Raw genomic sequence first — 20,835 nt, forward strand, 5'->3', positions numbered from 1 at the left:
TCCTCCTCACATCGGTCGCCGAACATCCGGGGCAGGAGCGAGGGGCGACATGAGTTCTTCTCGATAGCAACTATTCTCGACCATGGTGAATCATCTCTGCATCTCGAACACACAGGATGCAGATCAATTCACCTTATCGATGCACACGACTGCCGATGCCCCTGTGTCCGCGGACTATGCTGATCCGCATAGAGTGCGCAGTATGGAGACGGCTTACTTCCTGCCCACCTCGCGGCCGACAACCGACGACGATCACGACAGCGGCTCCGAGTCCGTCGAGTACTTTCAGCCGACCGGTGCCACGGTCAGCGTGTGGGCATCGACCATGCAGCACGGCGGCCCGCCGGCAGGCCTTCTCATGCGTGCCCTCCTGCGCGCGGATCCCGATCCCGCACACCACTTCACGCGGGTCACCACCGAGATACTCGGTCCGATCGGGCTCGGCATCAACCGGGTACGCAGTCGCGTCGTGCGACCCGGCCGCCAGATCGCCATGGTCGAGGCGAACCTGGACGTCCGCCGCGAGGACGGGACCTACCGGACGGCCGCCCGCTCGGTCGGCTGGCGTCTCAAGACCGGCGACTCGTCGGCCATCGCCCGCGGACCTCGCGCACCACTCGGCCCCCTCCCCGGCGAACGCGAGTCGATCATCGGGTTCCCCACCGACTCCGAGAACGGGGTCGCCTGGGGCACGGTCGGTTTCATCGGGACCGTCGAGTCGGTGACGGTACCCGGACGCAACGGCGACACACCCGCGGTGTGGTTACGGCCGACGATCCCCCTCGTCGACGGTGAGGAGACCTCCGACCTGGAGTCGCAATTCACCGTGCTGGACGTCGCAAACGGGATGGGCACCCGTCTGCGGCCGGACGAGTGGACGTGGATGAACACCGACACCACGGTGCATCTGACCTCGACGCCGGAAGGTCCGTGGTTGGGCATCGACGCCGACATGGCCGTCGGGCGCGAGGGCTTCGGCGCCACCTTCGCCGACCTCTACGACACCTCGGGCTTCATCGGTCGATCGGCGCAGACGGTGCTGCTGGTCGGTCGCTGAGCAACGACTCGATGTAGCGAATCGTCCGGGTCGCCATCGATTCGAACAGGTCGTCGGATTGCGGGAGCTGCTCGTCGGTGAGCGCACGCAGCAGCGGCGCGTGTAGAGCCGGGTTCGCGTCGAGCCATGACCGGGGTACCGGCCGCGCCAGTTCGGTGCGGAATTCTTCTGGGGTCCGATCGACCCGGTAGTCGATGAGAAGACTGAAGGCGAAGACATCGAGGAGCAGGTGCCCACGCACCTCATTGGCCGCGTACGAGTCCAGGCCGATGTCTGTGAGGAATCGGATGGTGGCCTCGCTGTCCATGATCCGCTGGACCGGAACCATGCCCGGCGTGGGCGTCTCGTCGAGCGAGATCAACAGCGCGCGGGCGAGAGGTCGATAGGCGGCGCGCGCCGCCCGATACCACTGTCGGATCGAGTCGCGCCAGCGAGCAGGGTCCAGATCCTGACGTGGCAATCGGTCGACGAGCTCTTGCGCGGCGAGGTCCACCGCCTCCTGCCGGTCATCGATGACGTTGTACAGGGCACGCACGGTGACGCCCAGCTCTGCAGCGAGTCGGCGCATCGTGAGCGCCGGGAACCCCTCGACGCCGGCGAGTTCCAACGCGGCCCGCCCGATCGCATCCTTGGTGAGCGGGGGCCGTCCGGAGTGCTTGGGCGGCCGTCCGCGTTTACGCAGCCCGGGCCCGGAGCTTGTCTCGGTCATCGGTTAGAACTTACGCCGACCGTTTATTACACGCAGCGTTGATTTTTGAGTCGCCTGAACTTAGGGTTGCCTTCATGCCGCAGACAGCACCGACAACCCTCTCGTCGATCATTCGTCGTCACACGCTTGCCTTCGGCTCATCGGCCGTGCTGGCGGTCATCGCGGGCGCGCTCGCCCTGGCGCCCTACGTCGCCGTGTACGCGATCACCGTGACCCTCTTCGACGGAGCGGCGGACTCCACACGCGTCTGGACCATCGCCGCGGCCGTCGGCGCCGCACTCGTCGGACGATCCGTTCTGTCGGCAGCGAGCAGTCACCTCGCGCACGTCACCGCCTACCGCGTCCTGGCAGATCTGCGTCTCGAACTCGTCGCGAGACTGCGCCGCATGCCGCTCGATGCGGTCCGGCGACGCCCGGTCGGCGAACTGAAGAAGACCCTGGGCGACGATGTCGAACAGCTCGAAGAGGCGCTGGCACACGGTATTCCCGACCTGGCCGCAGCCATCGCCGTTCCGATCACCACCACCGCCCTGTTGTTCTTCGTCGACTGGCGGCTCGCGCTTGTGGCCCTCGCTGCGCTGGTCATCGTGGTGGTCGTCAGCGGATATGGCATGAGTCGCGCACAGAAGTCGAACGTCGAGTTCCTGGGGATCATCGCGCGGATGAACAACTCAGTGATGGGATTTCTGCAGGGAATCAAGGTGATCCGTGGATATCTCCGCCCGGATGCCGGGTACCACCAGGCCAAGCGGGACATCGTGGACTCGTTCGATGCACAGCAGCGGCTGGCCCGGGGCCCGTTGGTCTGGGTGGTGTCGGCGATGAGTGCGCTGGCCGGACTCGCCGTGGCATTGCTCATCCCGGTGGCGGGTAGTCGATTCGTCTCGGGTGGAATCGATCTCGGCGTGCTCGCGCTCTTCCTGGTGCTGGGTTTGGCCTACCTGAGCCCTCTCATGGGGCTCGTCGGGGTCCTGGCCACCATCATCACCCGGCTGCAGTTCGCCGGCGCCGCAGTCGGCGAGTTGCTCGTCCAGCCCGACCTCGCCGAACCGACCTCGCCCCGACGACCGGATTCGAGTGGTCCGGTCGAGATCCGTTTCGAGCGGGTACGTTTCGCCTACGGCGACGAAGTCGTGTTCGATGACCTGGACCTCGTCGTCAGGGCGGGTTCGACCGTCGCGGTGGTAGGTGCCACCGGTGTGGGGAAGTCGACGATGGGGAGATTGCTCGCCCGCTTCGCCGACCCCGACGCGGGCCGGATCACGATCGGTGGCGTCGACGTCCGCAGCCTCACCACGGAGGATCTCGTCACACTCGTCGCCTTCGTACAGCAGGATGAGTATCTCTTCGCCGCGTCCCTGATGGACAACATCCGGATCGCTCGACCGGATGCGACCGACGAGGAGGTGCTCGCAGTTGCCGACGCCGCCGAGCTGACCGACCTGGCGACCACCTTGCCCGACGGCTGGCGCACTGTGCTGAGCTCCGGCGACGGTGGCTTGTCCGGCGGTCAGCGCCAGCGGGTCTCGATCGCTCGGGCTCTGCTCAAGGACGCCGAAGTGATCGTTCTCGACGAGGCCACCGCAGCCCTCGACGCCAGGACCGAGGCTGCGACGCTGAAGGCCATCCGGGAGCTCACTGCGGGTCGAACCACCATCGCCATCGCCCATCGCCTCGCGACCATCCGAGATGCCGACGAGATCGTGCTGATCGCCGACGGTGGTGTGGCCGCACGGGGCGCGCACCACGAGCTGCTGGCCGACGACCGATACCGAGATCTGTGGCGTGACTACGAGAACGCCGCCGGTTGGCAGCTCGATGCCGCGACCGATGCGACCGCCGCAGATGCACCGGAACCGCCGCCTCGCCGCGACGACGCGGCGCTCGACGAATGGGACCGGGCCGCTCTGTCGATGGTCCGTCCGAGGATCGGCGGTATGGGATTCCTCCGGCAGTGGCAGGTCCTTCTCGGTCGCGGCCGAGCGGATCTCCTCCGCCGGGGCCTGCCCCGCCTGCTGCTGGAGGGCCTGGTTCGCGGTGTCCCGATCCTCGCGGTGTATCTGCTGCTCGACAACGCGATCGACGCCGCGTCCGGTGGCGACCCGGTCACCATCGGCCAGGTGTGGGCCACATGTGGACTCGTCGTGTTCGGCATCCTGGCGCGACTCCTGGCCGCACATTGGGCGAACCGGACCGTCTTCACCATCGCAGCGCGCGGCAAGGCCGACCTCCAGCTCTCGCTCATCGAGCGACTCAGACGGGTACCACTGGGCTATTTCGATCGAGCCGAGCCGAGCCGCACCGCATCGGTCATCACCTCCGACACCACGATGATCGACTTCCAGAACGTCCCGCAGATGCTCACCTCGGCGGTACTCCAGCCGGTCTATCTCGGTGCCGCTCTCATGGTCATCGACTGGCGGCTGGCACTCTGCGCCCTTGCGGGATTGCCGATCTTCCTCGTTGCGACCGCGGTCAGCGATGGTGTCTACCACCGAGCGTTCGCCGACGTCCACCAAGCGCGGTCGGCGGCCGGGGCCGCCCTGCTCGAACAAGCCCGCGGCGCGGCGGTCATCCGTTCCGCCCCGGAGTCGGAGCTGACGACGAGGTACCGTGCCGCGGTCGAATCGCTGCGGTCGGCGAGCGTGTCCATGTCGGTGCGCGCCCTACCGTCCACCGCGATCGGGTCGGTCGCAGTCGAGCTCGGGCTGGTCCTCACGATCGTCGTCGGCGCGGCGCTGTACACCGGCGGTGGGGTCAGTGCCTCGGTGCTGCTCATCTTCCTGATGCTGAGTCTGGTGATGTACCAACCGATCCAGCAACTCAACGAACTCGCGGGTTACCGTCGCAACCAACAGGAGATCGCCGCGAAGATCGGTGAGATCTGGGACGAGCCGATCCTGCCGGAGCCACTCGAACCCCGGTCGGTCCAGACGATTCCGCCGACCGTGCAGTTCGACGCCGTCGACTTCGCGTACCGGAATGTCCCCGACAGCATCCGTCCCCACGACCACCTCGTCCTCCACGACGTCTCTTTCACCGCACCGGCCGGGACGATCACCGCATTGGTCGGCTCCTCGGGAGCAGGTAAGACCACGGTGGCCAACCTCGTCGGAAGGCTGTGGGACGTCACCGATGGCGCGGTTCGCATCGACGGCGTCGATGTACGCGAACTCGGCACCGAGTCGGTGATGCGGCTGGTGACCACGGTGTACCAGGACAGCTACCTTTTCGGCGACACGGTTGCATTCAACATGCGGATCGGGCAGCCCGACGCGACCGACGCCGAGATCTGGCGGGCGCTCGAGGCAGCGGCCTGCGCCGATGTGGTGGCCGCTCTGCCCGATGGTCTCGACACAGTGCTCGCCGATGGCGGCACCGACCTCTCCGGAGGTCAGCGCCAACGGCTGTGTATCGCCCGCGCCCTGCTCAAGGACTCGCCCGTGGTCGTACTCGACGAGGCTGTCGCGTCGGTGGATCCGACGACCGAGTCCCGAATCCAGCAGGCGCTGGCGTCGCTGATGTCGGGGCGGACGGTCATCGTGATCGCGCACCGGCTCGACACCCTCCACCGGGTCGACCAGGTGGTCGTCCTCGACGGCGGACGGGTGACCGGCGTCGGCCCGCCCACCACGATGCTGGACGTCCCGAGCGACCGGACCACCTCAGAACCGGCAGGAGCGGATGTCTGACGCAAGGATCGCGCGCGCCCCGAGTTCGGAGAGTTCGTCCATCAGGTTCTGGTGTGCGCGCCGTGGGACCAGTGCACGTACGGCGACCCAGTCCTCGTCCGCCATCGGGGCAACCGTCGGCGACTCGATCCCGGGAGTGATCTCGACCGCTTTGTCGAGAAGCGCACGCGGGCAGTCGTAGTCGATCATCACGTACTGCTGGCCGAAGACCACACCCTGCACTCGCTTCACGAACTGTCGGGCAGCCTTGTCGTTCTCCGTCCCCGCCCGGCTGATCAGCACACCCTCGGAGTCGCACAGCGACTCCCCGAACGCGACGAGTCCGTGCTGGCGCAACGTCCGACCGGAACCGACGACGTCCGCGATGGCGTCGGCGACACCCAGCTGGATGGAGATCTCGACAGCGCCGTCGAGTCGGATGATCTCCGCGGAGATCCCGCGGGAGTCGAGGTCAGCACGCACCAGGTTGGCGTAGGACGTCGCGATCCGGGTGCCCTCGAGATCGGCGACGGTCCAGTCGCGCCCTGCAGGCGCGGCGTAGCGGAAGGTCGACGACCCGAAGCCCATCGCCAGTTCCTCGTCAACCGCTGCGCCGGAGTCACCGGCGAGATCGCGGCCGGTGATCCCGAGATCGAGCGTGCCCTCGCCGACGTAGATGGCGATGTCCTTGGGACGGAGGAAGAAGAACTCGACATCGTTGGCGTTGTCGAGAACGGTCAGGTCCTTGGAATCGGACCGCTTACGGTAACCGGCCTCGGCAAGCACCGCGGCGGCGGATTCGGAGAGCGCGCCCTTGTTGGGCACGGCGACACGCAACATCGTGGTGGATCCTCACTGATCGGACGTGTGGGGAGGAGACGTGGCCGACCCGGTGTGGGTCGGCTACAGATGGCGGTACACGTCGTCGAGCGACAGTCCACGCTTGACCATCATCACCTGCAGCCAGTACAGGAGTTGCGAGATCTCCTCGCCCAACTCCTCGTCGGACTCGTGCTCGGCTGCCAGCCAGACCTCGCCGGCCTCTTCGATGATCTTCTTCCCGAGTGTGTGCACGCCGGAGTCCAACGCCGCGACCGTCCCGCTACCCGCGGGGCGTGTGGTCGCCTTGTCGCTCAATTCGGCGAACAGCTCGTCGAAGGTCTTCACGGATGACGATTCTCCCACGACCGGAACGACCGCCGGTGCGCAGGTGTGCGGCCGCGCTCGATCACCGTCGTCCGGCGCGCACGTCGCCGGATGTGGCAGCCGCGATGCCCACCTCTGTGTCGCCGACCCCGACGACGGCGCGCAGGTCGTCGACGGTCACCCCGACCAGTGTGGTCCGGAACGTGCGCAGAGGGCCGTCGGGCACCTGCGCCGCCGAGGGCACGACCAATGTCGGGCAGCCCGCTGCGGTCGCCGCGGCACTCCCGGTCGGTGAGTCCTCGACGGCGACACAAGCTCCCGGATCGACTCCGAGCAGGTCGGCCGCTCGTAGGTAGAGATCCGGCGCGGGCTTGCCGACCGGCACCTCGTCTCCGCAGACCGTCGCGGTGAACCGCTCGACTCCGATGGTGCGCAGCGCGACGTCGGTCAGCTCCCGGACCGTGTTGGTGACGAGCGCCATCGGGATGCCGACCGCTGCGACGAGGTCGAGGGTGTCCCGCGCGCCGGGCCGCCAGGGCAACTCGTCGGCGAACAGCTCGGTGACACGGTCGAGCACCCAGCGGGCCTCACCCGGATGGTCGCGCGCCTCGGGGTCGAGCCCCGCCGCGTCGAACACCTTCGCCATCGCATCCTCCAGCGAGTTGCCGAGGGTGGACTCACGCAGCTCGGTCGACATCTCGACGCCGTGCCGGCGCGCGAGGTCCGCCATGGCGACGTCCCACAGGGGTTCGGTGTCCAGCAGGGTGCCGTCCATGTCCCAGAGGACCGCGGCGGGCGATGCAGAGGTGGTCACCTCTGCATCATGGCCGAGCGGCACACGCGCCGACCACCCGGCGGCCTGTGCGTCCGGTCACGAGAGCGGTCACTCGTGACCCGCGCCGACCGTCGCAGTCCGGATGGCGTGCTCGGTCGCGTCGTCTGCGGGGTAGAACAGCTCGACGGTCATCTCGTCGAGTGTGATGTCCAGCGGCGAACCGAAGGTGGTCAGCGTGGTGAAGAAGGAGAGGATCGATCCGCCCAGATCGAGCTCGAACGGGATCAGGAGTTCGTCGACGGCGCGACTGCGCCCCCGGCTGCCGGGTCGCTCCAGTGCGCGGACGGTCGCGTAGTCGGCGACCTCCGCCTCCAGTGCGACCAGTCGCCGGTCGCCGGTGACCCGACTCATCCGTCGGAGCAAGCCGACCAGGTAGATCGCCCATTCGTCGAAGTTCCGGGTGTACCCGGACAGACCGTCCGGGTGCAGCGACGCGCGGAACAGATTGAGCGGTGGTTGTGCGAGGTGCTCGGGCAACAGGCCGATCAGTCGGGTCGCGGCGCGATTCGCCAGCACCACGTCCCACGTCCTGTCCAACGCGACGCCCGGGTAGGGGTCGTGAGCGTCCAGCAACCTTTGCACGCTCTCCTGCACCCGAGCGAGCTGGGCGTCCCCGAGCGGCGCCTCGGAGTAACGCGGCGCGTGACCGGCGGCCAGCAGCAACGAGTTGCGTTCGCGCAGTGGGATGTCCAGACGCTGTGACAGTGCGTCGAGCAGAGCTGGACTCGGGGTCGACTTACCGGTCTCGACGAAGGACAGGTGGCGGGGCGAGACGCCGACGTCGTAGGCGAGGTCGAGCTGACTGAGCGATCGGCGCGCACGCCACTGCCGCAGCAGCTCACCGACACCGACCGTCATGCGGTCATCCTAGGAGTCACCGCGCGGCCCGACGACTACCTCGGAGGTAGTGGTCTCGGTTCGGCGCGGCCCCCACGCTGGTGTCATGACCGACTCCAGACCGCCGACCGTCCTCGTCTCCCCCGCCATGGCCGTGCCGGCCCGCGTCTATCGCCATCTGGTCGCCGCGTTCGCCGACGTCGGCTGGTCGGCCGAGGTGGTGGCCCGGCGCGGGATCGACGATGGATCGGACGCACCCTCACGGCGCAACGACTGGTCCTACGCCGACGAGAGCGCGGACCTCGCCGCAGCTGTCCGGCGGGTCCGTGCCGATCGCTCGGGCTCGGTGATCGTGGTCGGACACAGCCTCGGCGCCCAACTCGCGATCCACCTGGCCGCCACCAACCCGCAGCAGCCGGACGGCATCGTCACGGTCGCGGGCAGCATTCCGCATTTCCGCCACTACCCGTGGTGTGGTGTGCGCGAGCTCGCGGTCGCCGAGGCCGTCGTCATCCGCACCGCGACCGCAGGGTACTGGCCGACCCCCGGGTTCGGCGCGCCCGCACCGCGCACCCTGATGCGCGAGTGGGCTCGGATGGTGCTCAGCGGTCAGGCGCCGTTCCCGGTGGACGGTCGGGTGACCACCCCGACGCTGTCGATCCGGCTCGCCGGTGACGCTCTGGTGTCGGCGCCCGCCGCCCGACACCTCGAGTCGGCCATCGCCGCCGCTGCGCGCACGGTCTGGACGTACGGCGACGCCGACCGCCCGGAGGGCGGCTCTCTGGACCACATCCGCTGGGCCCGGACCCCGCAGCCGGTCGTCGCGCGAGTGCGTGATTGGTGGGTTCACCGGGAGAACACCGCACGGGCCCGCCGGAACGAGTCGCCGACCGCGTACACGATGCCGAGCACCGCGAGCCCCATCATCGACGCGTAGATCGACAGCGCGGTGTCGCCGCGGCCGGAGGTGTACCCGGAGCCACCTCGACCGGCCCCGGTCACGGTGGGCTGTCGACCGCCACCACCGTCACCTCCGCCCGGACGGGACCCGGCTGCCTCTCCGGGTCCGTGTCCTGAGGGTCCCGAAGGTCTGGCGCCGGCGTTCGCCAGACCGGCATCGGTTGCGCCGCCACCCCGGGGGCCACCTGCGCCCGGACCACCACCCATCGCCTGCCCCTGGTCACCGGTCAGAGACGAGTGGTACACCCCGATCGCAGCCGCCTGCACCAGAATAGGGATCAGCACGAACCGCAGCGGTAAGTAGAACGCGGTGACCACGGTCAGGACCTCCGCGGCGTAGAAATACCGATCGTGCATCGCGGGCAACAGGAACGGGATCACCACCGCGCCGGCCGTCGCCACCACCAGGATCGTCGTCGGGGTCACCGGCGGACGCCTCCACAGCGTCCAGCCGAAGAACAGAGCCACCACCGCGAACGCCGCGCCGATACCGATGTGTGCGAGCCAGGTCGCGTCGCCCTCGATCGGGATCAGTTGGTAGAGATTCGCGGCGCCGAGGGTCAATTGCTGATACGAGCCGGTCTGATCCAGGTACACCGACAATGCCGTCGACCACGATGCACCCGCCAGCACGGCCGGGACGTCCAGCGCGAGGAAGACCACCGGGATGGCGAGAAGGGAGTACCACGGCAGCCTGCGTCGCAACAGCAGCCATACCAGGACCGGCATGACGAAAACCGCCTGCAGTTTGAACGCGACGGCCACCCCGAAGAACACGCAGGCCCATACCGAGTACCGGACGAGGTGGTCACGCTGGGCCCGCAGCAGGAAGTAGATGCCACCCACTGCGAATGCGCTGTAGATCGCGTCGGCCTGGCCCCAGTACGAGCTGTTGGCGACCACCGACGGTAGGAGCACGATCGTGCCGAAACCCGCAGCGCGCAACCAGAACCGGTCGGTGCGCAGTCCGACGATCCGGTACGCGAACCATCCCAACAGGAAGTCGAATGTGATGGAGAGCGCTTTGACACCGATCAACGCCGGTACATTGAGCACCGTCAGCACCCACAGCAGGTAGAGGTAGGGGTAGTTGTAGTCGGCGAACCGTTGTCGAAAGGCGCCGAACCCCTGGGTGTCCAGGGTCTGGTACCAGCGACTGAGGAACGCCTGGTAGTCCATCGTCTGCTGGTCGAGGAACAGGAGCCGGACACCGATCGCGATCGCGACGATGCCGGCCAGCACCGACCAGCGGAGCCAACGCGGCGGCGGCGCCGACCGGGCAGCATCGAGCGAATGGGAGGCAGCGCCGTCGGCCGGCGCTTCGGTCACCGCACGGTCACCGCGCGGGATGTCGACAGTCGAGGTCATCATCCGAGCATCGGCCGGGAACCTGGGAGTCCGATGGGAGCCCGGTGGGAGCCTGCTGCCGGCTCCCCCGCCGACGCCCGACGACGACCCCGGCCTCCCGAAGACGGATCCCCGAACGGCCGGGTCGCGCGACTCAGGTGTTGAAGTACTTGGCCTCGGGGTGGTGGAGGACGAAAGCGTCGGTCGACTGCTCGGGATGGAGCTGCAGTTCTTCCGACAACTCCACGCCGATCCGCTCCGGCTCGAGCAACGCGATCATCTTCGAGCGATCCTCGAGGTTCGGGCAGGCGCCGTAGCCGAACGAGAACCGCGCACCGCGATAGGCGAGATCGAAGAAGCCCTGCGCGTCGTCGGGGTCCTCACTGCTGAACGACGAATCCCCGACCGTGAGTTCACTGCGCACCCGTTGATGCCAGTACTCGGCCAGCGCCTCGGTCAGCTGCACACCGATCCCGTGCACCTCCAGGTAGTCCCGGTAGGCGTCGGCGGCGAACAGTTCGTTCGCGAAATCGGCGATCGGCTGGCCCATCGTCACCAGCTGGAACGGCAGCACGTCGACCTGCGCGGTGCGCTGCGCGTCCTCGCGGGATCGGATGAAGTCGGCGACACAGAGGAATCGCGACCGCTGCTGCCTCGGGAACTCGAAGCTGTAGCGCACCGGCGCATCCGGGGTCGGGTCGGTCAGCACGTGGACGGTGTCGCCCTCGCTGACCGCCGGGAAGTAGCCGTATACGACTGCCGCATGCTGCAGGATGTTCTCGGTCGAGAGCCGGTCGATCCAGTAGCGCAGACGCGGCCGGCCCTCGGTCTCGACCAACTCCTCGTACGACGGTCCCTCACCGCCGCGCACGCCGCGGAGTCCCCACTGCCCCAGGAAGAGCGCGCGCTCGTCCAGCAACTGCAGGTAGTCGGCGATCGGCACACCCTTGATGATCCGGGTACCCCAGAACGGCGGGGTGGGGATCGCGTTGTCGCTCGCGACATCCGACCGTGCCGGAACCTCGACGGGAGTCTCGGCCGCCTTGCGCTTGGCCGCGATCCGCTTCGACCGTTCGTGCCGCGCCTTGCGTTCGGCTGCCTTCTCCTTCGCCGCGATGGCCTCGGGACTGTCCGGTGCCGGTCCGCCGCCACGCTTGGTCGCCATGATGTCGTCCATCAACCGCAGGCCTTCGAAGGCGTCGCGGGCGTAGTGGACATCGCCGAGATAGGTCTCCGAGAGGTCGTTCTCGACGTAGGAGCGGGTGAGCGCGGCACCACCCAGCAGCACCGGATACGACTCGGAGAGACCGCGGGAGTTGATCTCCTCGAGGTTGTCCTTCATCACGACGGTCGACTTCACCAGCAGACCCGACATCCCGATGACGTCTGCCTTCTTGTCCTCCGCGACCTCGAGGATCGTGGTGATCGGCTGCTTGATGCCGATGTTGACGACCTCGTACCCGTTGTTGGACAAAATGATGTCGACGAGGTTCTTGCCGATGTCGTGGACATCGCCCTTCACGGTGGCCAGGACGATTCGCCCCTTGCCGTCTTCGTCGGAGCTCTCCATGTGCGGTTCGAGATGTGCGACAGCGGTTTTCATCACCTCCGCCGACTGCAGGACGAAGGGCAACTGCATCTGCCCCGAGCCGAACAACTCGCCGACCGTCTTCATCCCCGACAGCAGGGTCTCGTTGATGATCTGAAGCGGCGGCCGCTGGGTCATCGCCTCGTCGAGATCGTCCTCCAGGCCGTTGCGCTCGCCGTCGACGATCCGTCGTTCGAGACGGTCGAACAACGGGAGCTTCGCCAGCTCCTGTGCTCGCGACTCACGTGCCGAGGCAGCCGAGACCCCCTCGAACAACTCCATCAGCTTCTGGAGGGGGTCGTACGACTCCTCCCCGGGCGCCCCGGCACGTCGGCGGTCGTAGACGAGGTCGAGCGCCACCTCGCGCTGCTCCTCGGGGATCCGCGCGATCGGCAGGATCTTCGAGGCGTGCACGATGGCCGTGTCCAGGCCGGCGTCGACACACTCGTTGAGGAACACCGAGTTCAGCACCTGGCGCGCGGCCGGATTCAGTCCGAACGAGATGTTGGAGATGCCCAGGGTGAAATGGACATCCGGGTGCGCCGCCTTGATCCGCCGGATCGCCTCGATGGTCTCGATGCCGTCGCGGCGGACCTCTTCCTGACCGGTCGAGATCGGGAAGGTGAGGGCATCGATGATGATGTCCTCTTCGGCCAGCCCCCAGTTCCCGGTGATGTCGGCGATGAGCCGCTCGGCGATCCGGACCTTCCAGTCCGCGGTCCGCGCCTGCCCCTCCTCGTCGATGGTCAGGGCGACGACCGCCGCGCCGTGCTCGACGGCCAGACGCATGATCCGGGCGAAGCGGGAGTTCTCGCCGTCGCCGTCCTCGTAGTTGACCGAGTTGACCGCGCACCGCCCACCCAGCGCCTCGAGTCCGGCCTGGATGACCTCGGGCTCGGTGGAGTCGAGCATGATCGGCAGGGTCGAGGCAGTCGCGAACCGGCTCGCGAGCGCCGTCATGTCCGCGGCGCCGTCGCGACCGACGTAGTCGACGTTGAGGTCGAGCATGTGGGCACCGTCGCGGGTCTGGTCCTTGGCGATGTCGAGGCACTTCTGGTAGTCCTCGGCGATCATCGCCTCGCGGAATGCCTTGGATCCGTTGGTGTTCGTGCGCTCACCGATCACCAGGAAGCTGGCGTCCTGGTCGAACGGGACCGCCGAGTACAACGACGACGTCTCCGACTCGTGTTCGGGGTGGCGGACCGCGGGAGTCGCGTCCCGGACCGCCTCCGCGACCTGTCGGATGTGCTCGGGCGTGGTGCCGCAGCAACCTCCGACGAACGAGAGCCCGAAGTCGGTGACGAAGTCGTGCAGCGACGTCGCCAACTCATCGGGACGCAGCGGGTACTCGGCACCGTTGGCACCGAGTACCGGCAGGCCCGCATTCGGCATGACCGACACCGGGATCCGGGCGTGCTTGGACAGATACCGGAGGTGCTCGCTCATCTCGGCGGGTCCGGTCGCGCAGTTGAGTCCGATGAGGTCGACGCCCAAGGGCTCGATGGCGGTGAGCGCCGCACCGATCTCCGAACCGAGGAGCATCGTCCCGGTGGTCTCCACGGTGACGTGGGAGATGATCGGGATCCGCCGCCCGAGGTCGGCCATCGCCCGGCGCGCGGCCACCACGGCCGCCTTCACCTGCAGCAGGTCCTGTGAGGTCTCGACCAGGATGACGTCGGCCCCACCGTCGAGCATCCCGGCGACGCACTCGTAGTAGGCGTCGCGGATGATCTCGAAAGTGGTGTGGCCCAGGCTGGGCAGCTTGGTGCCCGGTCCGATCGAGCCCAGGACGTAACGGTCGACGCCGTCGGAGCCCGGGCCCATCTCGTCGGCGACACCGCGGGCGATGGCGGTGCCCTTGTGAGCGAGTTCACGGATGCGGTCGGCGATGTCGTAGTCGCCGAGGTTGGAGAGGTTGCATCCGAAGGTGTTGGTCTCCACGGCATCGGCACCGGCCTCGAAGTAGGCGCGGTGGATGTGCTCGAGCACGTCGGGCCGGGTGTCGTTGAGGATCTCGTTGCACCCCTCGAGACCTGCGAAGTCGTCGAGGGTCAGCTCGGCAGCCTGCAGCATCGTGCCCATCGCACCGTCTCCGATGAGCACCCGGCGCGACATGGCCGACATGAATGTCGTGTCGAACGCCTCGGTGGTGGTGGATTGCGACGGCATGGTTGTCAGCGTAGTTCGCTCTCGTTCGGGATCGGGTCGTAGGCTGGTTCAGTGAACGCTCAGCAGTTGCCGAACCTTCCCCGGTTGCGCCGACCCGTCCTACTCGCCGCGTTCGAGGGTTGGAACGATGCCGGCGACGCTGCGAGCAATGCGGTGGAGCACCTGGCGCTCACATGGGACGCACTGCCGCTGGTCGAGATCGACTCCGATGAATACTACGACTTCCAGGTCAACCGTCCCACCGTGAAACAGGTCGACGGCGTGACCCGGCGGATCGAGTGGCCCACGACCTCGATCTCCTACTGCTCACCGGCCGGGGGTGACCGCGACATCGTCCTGGTCCGCGGGATCGAGCCGAATATGCGCTGGCGCGCCTTCTGCGCGGAGATCGTCGACCTCGCGCGCGATCTCGAGGTGGAGACGACCGTGATCCTGGGGGCCCTGCTCGCCGACACCCCACACACCAGACCCGTGCCCGTCACCGGGTCGGCGTACAGCAGCGAGGCCGCGGCACGCTACAACCTCGCCGAGAGCCGCTACGAGGGGCCGACCGGTATCACCGGCGTCCTGCAGGACCTGTTCGTCCAGTCGGGCATGCCCGCGGTGTCGTTCTGGGCTGCCGTCCCGCACTACGTGTCGACTCCACCGAACCCGAAGGCAACCGTCGCACTCCTGCAGCGGGTCGAGGAGGTCCTCGACATCGAGGTGCCGCTGGGCACCCTGCCCGATCAGGCCGAGGAGTGGGAACGCGCGGTCACCGAGATGACCGAGGATGACGAGGAGATCGCCGACTACGTGCGCGGGCTCGAGGAGCGTGGCGACGCGGAGGTCGACGCCGACGAGATGATCGCCAAGATCGACGGCGACGCCTTGGCGGCCGAGTTCGAGCGCTACCTCAAGCGTCGCGGGCCGGGCTCCTTCGGGAGCTGACCACCCCGGTCGGTGGAGGCGGAGATCGGCGACCACCGATGTCCGCAGCGAGCCGGGTAGGAGTCCACCCGACTGCAGGGTGGTGTCAGCCGATCCGCTCGATCGAGACCACCGGCGTGGTGATCCGCCACGTACGCACGTCGGGATCATCGGCCGCACGAACCCAGAACTGCGCGGACTCACCGAGCCGGCACGACTTCACCCCGAGCAGCGGGATGTCCTCGGAGTCACGACGCAGCGTGCTGACGGCCCATTCCTCGCTGTCGGTGCCGCCGACGCCGGGTGCCCGGAGCAGCGTCATCTCGTCGAAATCGAGTAGGTACGTCGACGTCCGGGTGACGACCGTCCACACCCCGGTGTCGGTGTCCGGACTGATCTCCTGCGCGCGTGCCACGGAAGAACTGTACCCAGCGCCCGAACCGGGGCGCTCAGTCCCCGTCACGTGTGGCCGACGCCACTGGGGTGGGCGTGGTCGATGCCAGGGTGACGCCCAGCAGTGCATCCACAGCTGCCGCGACACGGCCGGGCGCCTCGGTGTCGGTCCCGATGCCCTGTCGCACGTCCTCTGCCCAAGCATCGACTGCGGCAAGTGCTTTGGGGGTGTCCAGATCGTCGGCCAAGTGCTGACGGACGCGTTCGATAACCGGTCCGGAGTCCGGCCCGGCAGCGGCGGACACCGCGGTGCTCCACCGGTCGACCCGGTTCTGCGCCGTCGCGAGCACCCCGTCATCCCACATCCGATCGGCGCGATAGTGGTCGGCGAGCAGCGCGACCCGGATCACCGCAGGGTTCACCCCCTCGGCGCGCAGTTTCGACACGAAGACGAGGTTGCCCCGGCTCTTCGACATCTTCTCGCCGTCCAGTCCGACCATGCCGGTGTGGACGTAGTGCCGCGCGAATCGACGTGCATCGGTGAGTGCCTCACCGTGCGCAGCCGAGAACTCGTGGTGCGGGAAGATCAGGTCGTTGCCGCCGCCCTGGACGTCGAACTCGACCCCGAGACGGTTGAGCGCGATGGCGGCACACTCGATGTGCCATCCGGGGCGACCCGCGCCCTGGGGTGACTCCCACGACGGCTCGCCCGGGCGCGCCGCACGCCACAGCAATGCGTCCAGCGGATCCCGTTTGCCGGGCCGATCGGGGTCTCCCCCTCGCTCGGCGAAGAATCGCTCCATGAGGGCACGGTCGTAGCCCGACTCGTAGCCGAACTGCTGCGTCGCGTCGACCCGGAAGTAGACGTCCGGATACTCGTCGTCGTCGACCACGTATGCGGCACCGGAGGCCAACAGCTTGCCGACCACCTCGATGACCTCGTCGATGGACTCGACCGCACCGATGTAGTCGCGCGGCGGCAGGACCCGGAGAGCGGTCATGTCGTCGCGGAACAGTTGGATCTCGCGCGCACCGAGGTCGCGCCAGTCCACACCGTCACGTTCGGCCCGCTCGAACAGCGGGTCGTCGACGTCGGTGATGTTCTGCACATAGTGGACCTCGTGGCCGAGATCGCGCAGTACACGGTTGACGATGTCGAAGGTCACGTAGGTGGCCGCGTGCCCGAGATGGGTCGCGTCGTACGGAGTGATGCCACAGACGTACATGGTCGCGGTCGGACCGGGCGCGAGTGGCCGGACCTGGCGATCAGAGGTGTCGTAGAGGCGGAGTGCCGGTCCGGTGCCCGGGATCTCCGGCAGGACAGGGTCAGGCCACGACTGCATGAGCACCACTGTATGGGCGTCGGCTGGGAGGGCCCGCAGCGCCCCGTCCGCCATCCCCGTCGGTGGGCACCGTGCCGCCGACGAGCACCGGTCCACGGTCGAGGGGACGCCGCGTCAGCTCAGAAGGGCGGCCACGGGATCGGACGATGACCTGGCGGCTGTGGCATCGTGCCCCCGTCGGCCATCACCATCGCCCGGATCGCCAGGGCATCGATCTCCGCCACGGTCAGATGGGGTGTCAGTGCCGCGACGAGATCATCGGATTCGTCGTCGAGTCGCTCGGCCAGCCGCGCGACGTCGGCGAGCAGGTGCGCGGGCACCGCTTCACCTGCCCAACCCCAGAGCACCGTCCGGAGCTTCTCGTCGTCCTCGTGCAGGCAGATGCCGTGGTCGACGCCGTAGACGTTGCCGTCGAGGCCTTCCAGCACATGTCCGCCCTTGCGATCCGCGTTGTTCAGCAGGACATCGAGAACGGCCATCCGCTGCAGGCGGGGATCGTCGGCGTGCACCAGGACGACCGGCTCACCGTAGGAGTCGAAGGCGCGCAGGATCGCGCGGTAGCCGGTGGGCACGGTGTCGGCGGGACACAGGTCGACCAGGTCGACCCGCGGTGGCGGCACGTCACCACCGGCGACGACGTGGTCGGGACGATCGGTGTTGTCGGGGGTGTCCACCCACCGCTGGACCATCCCCGGTCCCAACGGGCCATCGCGGAGGATCGTCTCCGGGATCACCGACCAGCCGAGTGCCTCGGACACGATGTAGGCACCGACCTCGCGTCCGGCGAGCGTCCCGTCGGGGAAGTCCCACAGCGGGACCTCACCGCGGACGGGCTTGTAGACGCAGCGGATCTCGACGTCGCCGAGCACGGCATCGCACACGAGGGTGGCGTTGCTCGCAGTCGGGATCCGACCGATCACCACGAGTTCCCCGTCGGCCAACACCGCTCGCACGGATGCGTCGGTGGCACCGGCTCCGGCGTCGGGTCGTGGATTCTCGCCGACCGTCACCTCAGTCCTTCGATCCGTGGCCCGGATCGTCGTCCTCGTCGTCCTCCGACTGCGGGTCGTCGGTGGGCTCGGAGAAGTCGATGTCTCCCTGAGCCGCGAGGTTGTTGAGCACGTCCGGGTCGATGAACTCCAGCGACTTGCTCAGCTGGGCGTCGCGCTTGTAGCCGTTCGTCCGCACGCACAGGTGTCCCTCGGGATCGAGCGGCTCGTTGCACAGCGGGCAGGGACGCCGACCGGCGGAGATGACGGCGGACGATCGCGCCGCGAACTCCCGGGCCGCGTCGGTGGACAGGAAGACCCGGACGGCGTCCGGACCCTCGTCGGTGTCGTCGAGCACCACGCTCTCGTCGAACTCGCCCTCGGTGATCGCGAGCAGTTCGACGACGACGGCCTGCGACTCGGCGTCCCAGCCGAGCCCCATGGTGCCCACGCGGAACTCGGCGTCGACGGGCATGGTCAACGGACTCAGGTCGCCCACGCGCTCGCTCTCCGGCGGGATGGGGGTGCCGAACCTACGGTGGATCTCCTCCAGCAGTGCGCCGATCCGGTCCGCCAGGATCTGCACCTGCTGCTTCTCCAGCAGCACGCTGACGATCCGGGCCTCGTGCACCGCCTGGAGGTAGAACGTCCGGTCACCGGGCTGCCCGACGGTGCCGGCGACGAATCGGTCCGGGGTCCGGAACACGTGAATCGCTCGAGACATCACACCTCCCTGGTGACTGGTCGATTGTCGAGTGCCGGCTGGGGCCGGGCGTCGGTGTCCATCATCGGTGAGCCACCGCACCGGCCGCCGGTTCGGGTGCTCGCGCGTCACGAGCATCCGCGCCGTGCTGATCTGCGCCGTTCCCATCTGGGCCGTTCCCATCTGGGCCGTTCCCATCTGGGCCGTTCCCATCTGGGCCGACGCCGGTCGCCCCACCGACGACCGCGTCGTCGCCCGCCGGCCCGCTGTTCTTCGACGGTCGGGGCACCGACGGTACGGCCGTGCTGTTGACCGTGTGCACGTACGGTCGCGTGGACGTGTAGCGGATGACACTGATCGACGCCGGTTCGACGACGATCCGCTGGAACGAGTCCAGATGCATCCCCATCGCGTCCGCGATGATCGACTTGATGACATCACCGTGCGAACACGCGAGCCACACACGGTCCCCGTCGGGCCCGCCGAGGCGGCGGTCGAGCTCGCGGATCGCCGACACCGCCCTGGCCTGTACATCGGCGAGGCCCTCGCCGTTCGGGAAGACCGCCGCGGACGGATGCTGCTGCACTGTCTTCCAGAGCGGCTCGGAGAGCAACTCCTTGATCGTCCGGCCGGTCCAGTCGCCGTAGTCGACCTCGGCCAGATCGTCGACGACCAGCTCGGGCACGGTGTCGGGACGTGCGGTCGCAAGGGCCGCCAGCACCGGTTCGACGGTCTCGGCGCAGCGTTGCAGCGGCGAACGGACGACGGCATCGATGTCGCCGAGACATCCACCGAGCCGATCGACCAGTGCGGCGGCCTGCGTCCGGCCGGTGTCGTCGAGCGACACCCCCTCGGACCGACCCGCGAGCACACCGGATGTGTTGGCCGTGGAACGTCCGTGGCGTACGAGGATCACGGTCATGTCTCAACCATAGGCGTCGCTTGCGACGATGGGGTGACGCCGACCCTGGGGCGCCGACGGTCGGTTCGCGATCGGCGGTGACCTGTGGCCACCATCAGGTGGCGCTGATCACCCCGGTCGAGAGCAGCACGATGAGCAGGATGCCCAGGATGACCCGGTACGCACCGAACCAGTTCATCGAATGCGCGCTGACGAAGCGGAGCAACCACGCGATCGCTGCATATCCGATGACGAAGGCGACCAGTGTCGCCACCAGCAACTGCGGGCCCGAGGCCTGGAGTCCGGAACCGCTCGGTTCGAATGCGTCGGGCAGGGAGAACAATCCGGAGGCCGTCACCGCGGGGATGGCCAGCAGGAACGAGAAGCGGAATGCGGCCTCACGCTCCAGGCCGAGGAAGAGTCCCGCGCTCGCGGTGGCACCGGAGCGCGACACGCCCGGGACCAGGGCCAGGCACTGCGCAGCACCCATCACCAGACCGTCGCGCAAGGTCAGCTGCTCCATGTCGCGACGCTTGGACCCGTACCGCTCCGCCAACCAGAACACCCCGGCGAAGACGATCAGCACGATCGCCACCAGCCACAGGTTGCGTCCGGTGGTGCGGATCTGATCCTTGAACAGGAAGCCGAGCACGCCGATCGGGATGGTCGCGAAGATCACGTACCAGCCGATGCGGTAGTCGAGTCCGCGCTGTTCGCGATCGGTGAGTCCGCGGAACCACGCCGCGATGATGCGCACGATGTCCCGAGCGAAGAAGACCAGGACCGCGGCCTCGGTTCCGAGTTGCGTGACCGCGGTGAAGGACGCACCCGCGTCGTCGCCGAACCACAGCTCCGAGACGATCCGCAGATGGCCGGAGGAGGAGATCGGCAAGAACTCGGTGATGCCCTGGATGGCACCGAGAACGATCGACTGGGTCCACGTCATGGTGTCGGTCACGGCGCCCGATGCTACGCACAACCCACCGCGACGGCGAAGACCTCCGCGAGTCCGGCAGACGACTCGGGGCGTGAGCACACCCACACCACCCGCTGATCGATACGGGTGTCGGGTGTCGCAAGATGGACCGCATGTCCGTATCGCCGTGCCGTGGGGCCGGGAAAGTCGTCCGTGCCGCCCTGATCGGGGCGGCGCTCGTACTCGCCGCGGCCGGCTGCGGCTCGGGCGAGTCGGATCAGCCCGACGTCCCGACGGTCGTCCCGGCGACGGCCAGCCCGGCACCGACGACCCCGACCGCCGCACCCGCGGGCACGGTGGTG

General features: G+C 68.0%; 17 protein-coding genes and 1 pseudogene. 5 read left to right on the forward strand and 13 right to left on the reverse strand.

Annotation, left to right across the window (positions count from 1 at the left end; translation table 11 throughout):
* Window positions 1–202: 202 nt before the first annotated feature.
* The gene (locus GS4_RS20560; RefSeq protein ID WP_007624205.1) at window positions 203–1,057 is read left to right on the forward strand and encodes a thioesterase family protein; all 855 of its coding nucleotides are present in this window, start codon (window positions 203–205) and stop codon (window positions 1,055–1,057) included.
* Here GS4_RS20560 and GS4_RS20565 read toward each other — a convergent pair.
* Window positions 1,014–1,766: a TetR/AcrR family transcriptional regulator gene (locus GS4_RS20565; RefSeq protein ID WP_007624207.1), complete on the reverse strand. Its 753-nt coding sequence runs from the start codon at window positions 1,764–1,766 to the stop codon at window positions 1,014–1,016. The two genes, GS4_RS20560 and GS4_RS20565, sit on opposite strands and share 44 nt — an antisense overlap.
* 74 nt (window positions 1,767–1,840) lie before the next feature.
* Between GS4_RS20565 and GS4_RS20570 the strand changes: the two genes are divergently transcribed.
* Window positions 1,841–5,458 (forward strand): ABC transporter ATP-binding protein, encoded by a 3,618-nt coding sequence (locus GS4_RS20570; protein ID WP_157226710.1) that lies wholly within the window; start codon window positions 1,841–1,843, stop codon window positions 5,456–5,458.
* On the opposite strand, the gene hisG is transcribed toward GS4_RS20570, so the two are convergent.
* From hisG to GS4_RS20590, 4 genes are all read right to left on the reverse strand, one after another.
* Window positions 5,432–6,277: an ATP phosphoribosyltransferase gene (hisG, locus tag GS4_RS20575; protein WP_007624210.1), complete on the reverse strand. Its 846-nt coding sequence runs from the start codon at window positions 6,275–6,277 to the stop codon at window positions 5,432–5,434. The two genes, GS4_RS20570 and hisG, sit on opposite strands and share 27 nt — an antisense overlap.
* A 63-nt stretch (window positions 6,278–6,340) precedes the next feature.
* Complete coding sequence (locus tag GS4_RS20580; protein WP_500778501.1) at window positions 6,341–6,622, reverse strand: phosphoribosyl-ATP diphosphatase; 282 nt, start codon at window positions 6,620–6,622, stop codon at window positions 6,341–6,343.
* Window positions 6,623–6,665: 43 nt separating this feature from the next.
* On the reverse strand, window positions 6,666–7,358 hold the full coding sequence (locus GS4_RS20585) for an HAD family hydrolase (protein WP_174344035.1): 693 nt from the start codon (window positions 7,356–7,358) through the stop codon (window positions 6,666–6,668).
* Window positions 7,359–7,466: 108 nt separating this feature from the next.
* Complete coding sequence (locus GS4_RS20590) at window positions 7,467–8,276, reverse strand: helix-turn-helix transcriptional regulator (RefSeq protein ID WP_007624216.1); 810 nt, start codon at window positions 8,274–8,276, stop codon at window positions 7,467–7,469.
* An 85-nt stretch (window positions 8,277–8,361) separates the two neighbouring features.
* Between GS4_RS20590 and GS4_RS20595 the strand changes: the two genes are divergently transcribed.
* Window positions 8,362–9,192 (forward strand): serine aminopeptidase domain-containing protein, encoded by an 831-nt coding sequence (locus tag GS4_RS20595; RefSeq protein ID WP_007624219.1) that lies wholly within the window; start codon window positions 8,362–8,364, stop codon window positions 9,190–9,192.
* On the opposite strand, the gene GS4_RS20600 is transcribed toward GS4_RS20595, so the two are convergent.
* Together GS4_RS20600 and metH are read right to left on the reverse strand one after the other, a co-directional pair.
* Window positions 9,102–10,586 (reverse strand): putative hexosyltransferase, encoded by a 1,485-nt coding sequence (locus tag GS4_RS20600; RefSeq protein WP_007624221.1) that lies wholly within the window; start codon window positions 10,584–10,586, stop codon window positions 9,102–9,104. The genes GS4_RS20595 and GS4_RS20600 overlap by 91 nt on opposite strands.
* A gap of 130 nt (window positions 10,587–10,716) precedes the next feature.
* The gene (gene metH, locus GS4_RS20605; protein ID WP_007624223.1) at window positions 10,717–14,319 is read right to left on the reverse strand and encodes a methionine synthase; all 3,603 of its coding nucleotides are present in this window, start codon (window positions 14,317–14,319) and stop codon (window positions 10,717–10,719) included.
* 51 nt (window positions 14,320–14,370) lie between these two features.
* Here metH and GS4_RS20610 point away from each other — a divergent pair, with 51 nt between their 5' ends.
* Window positions 14,371–15,249 carry a PAC2 family protein gene (locus GS4_RS20610; protein ID WP_007624225.1) on the forward strand — a complete coding sequence of 293 codons (879 nt, stop codon included), beginning with the start codon at window positions 14,371–14,373 and terminating at the stop codon, window positions 15,247–15,249.
* A gap of 85 nt (window positions 15,250–15,334) precedes the next feature.
* Here GS4_RS20610 and GS4_RS20615 read toward each other — a convergent pair whose 3' ends face one another.
* The 6 genes from GS4_RS20615 to GS4_RS20640 all read right to left on the reverse strand — a co-directional run bounded on the left by GS4_RS20615 (window position 15,335) and on the right by GS4_RS20640 (window position 20,515).
* Complete coding sequence (locus GS4_RS20615; RefSeq protein WP_040511234.1) at window positions 15,335–15,643, reverse strand: hypothetical protein; 309 nt, start codon at window positions 15,641–15,643, stop codon at window positions 15,335–15,337.
* A gap of 34 nt (window positions 15,644–15,677) precedes the next feature.
* Window positions 15,678–16,964 carry a cysteine--1-D-myo-inosityl 2-amino-2-deoxy-alpha-D-glucopyranoside ligase gene (gene mshC / locus GS4_RS20620; protein ID WP_007624229.1) on the reverse strand — a complete coding sequence of 429 codons (1,287 nt, stop codon included), beginning with the start codon at window positions 16,962–16,964 and terminating at the stop codon, window positions 15,678–15,680.
* A 119-nt stretch (window positions 16,965–17,083) separates the two neighbouring features.
* Window positions 17,084–17,974, reverse strand: a complete 891-nt coding sequence (locus GS4_RS20625; protein ID WP_007624231.1) for an SCO1664 family protein — start codon at window positions 17,972–17,974, stop codon at window positions 17,084–17,086.
* 1 nt (window position 17,975) lies between these two features.
* A complete protein-coding gene (locus GS4_RS20630) occupies window positions 17,976–18,677 on the reverse strand; it encodes a DUF3090 domain-containing protein (RefSeq protein ID WP_007624233.1) in 702 nt (233 codons plus the stop codon).
* A gap of 61 nt (window positions 18,678–18,738) precedes the next feature.
* Window positions 18,739–19,578 carry a histidine phosphatase family protein gene (locus GS4_RS20635; protein ID WP_007624235.1) on the reverse strand — a complete coding sequence of 280 codons (840 nt, stop codon included), beginning with the start codon at window positions 19,576–19,578 and terminating at the stop codon, window positions 18,739–18,741.
* 94 nt (window positions 19,579–19,672) lie between these two features.
* On the reverse strand, window positions 19,673–20,515 hold the full coding sequence (locus GS4_RS20640; protein ID WP_007624237.1) for an undecaprenyl-diphosphate phosphatase: 843 nt from the start codon (window positions 20,513–20,515) through the stop codon (window positions 19,673–19,675).
* A 131-nt stretch (window positions 20,516–20,646) separates the two neighbouring features.
* On the opposite strand from GS4_RS20640, the pseudogene GS4_RS20645 reads away from it, so the two are divergent.
* Window positions 20,647–20,835: pseudogene (locus tag GS4_RS20645) on the forward strand (hypothetical protein); the annotation flags it as partial.

The sequence above is a fragment of the Gordonia soli NBRC 108243 genome (assembly GCF_000334455.1).
Classification (GTDB): domain Bacteria; phylum Actinomycetota; class Actinomycetes; order Mycobacteriales; family Mycobacteriaceae; genus Gordonia; species Gordonia soli.

What these genes read in the sequence shown, in the direction of transcription:
- GS4_RS20635 (WP_007624235.1), bottom strand. Translation starts at nt 19,578, where the DNA reads ATGACCGTGATCCTCGTACGCCACGGACGTTCCACGGCCAACACATCC.
- GS4_RS20585 (WP_174344035.1), bottom strand. Translation starts at nt 7,358, where the DNA reads ATGGACGGCACCCTGCTGGACACCGAACCCCTGTGGGACGTCGCCATG.
- GS4_RS20570 (WP_157226710.1), top strand. Translation starts at nt 1,841, where the DNA reads ATGCCGCAGACAGCACCGACAACCCTCTCGTCGATCATTCGTCGTCAC.
- GS4_RS20565 (WP_007624207.1), bottom strand. Translation starts at nt 1,766, where the DNA reads ATGACCGAGACAAGCTCCGGGCCCGGGCTGCGTAAACGCGGACGGCCG.
- GS4_RS20630 (WP_007624233.1), bottom strand. Translation starts at nt 18,677, where the DNA reads ATGTCTCGAGCGATTCACGTGTTCCGGACCCCGGACCGATTCGTCGCC.
- hisG (WP_007624210.1), bottom strand. Translation starts at nt 6,277, where the DNA reads ATGTTGCGTGTCGCCGTGCCCAACAAGGGCGCGCTCTCCGAATCCGCC.
- GS4_RS20560 (WP_007624205.1), top strand. Translation starts at nt 203, where the DNA reads ATGGAGACGGCTTACTTCCTGCCCACCTCGCGGCCGACAACCGACGAC.
- GS4_RS20600 (WP_007624221.1), bottom strand. Translation starts at nt 10,586, where the DNA reads ATGATGACCTCGACTGTCGACATCCCGCGCGGTGACCGTGCGGTGACC.
- GS4_RS20595 (WP_007624219.1), top strand. Translation starts at nt 8,362, where the DNA reads ATGACCGACTCCAGACCGCCGACCGTCCTCGTCTCCCCCGCCATGGCC.
- GS4_RS20590 (WP_007624216.1), bottom strand. Translation starts at nt 8,276, where the DNA reads ATGACGGTCGGTGTCGGTGAGCTGCTGCGGCAGTGGCGTGCGCGCCGA.
- mshC (WP_007624229.1), bottom strand. Translation starts at nt 16,964, where the DNA reads ATGCAGTCGTGGCCTGACCCTGTCCTGCCGGAGATCCCGGGCACCGGA.
- metH (WP_007624223.1), bottom strand. Translation starts at nt 14,319, where the DNA reads ATGCCGTCGCAATCCACCACCACCGAGGCGTTCGACACGACATTCATG.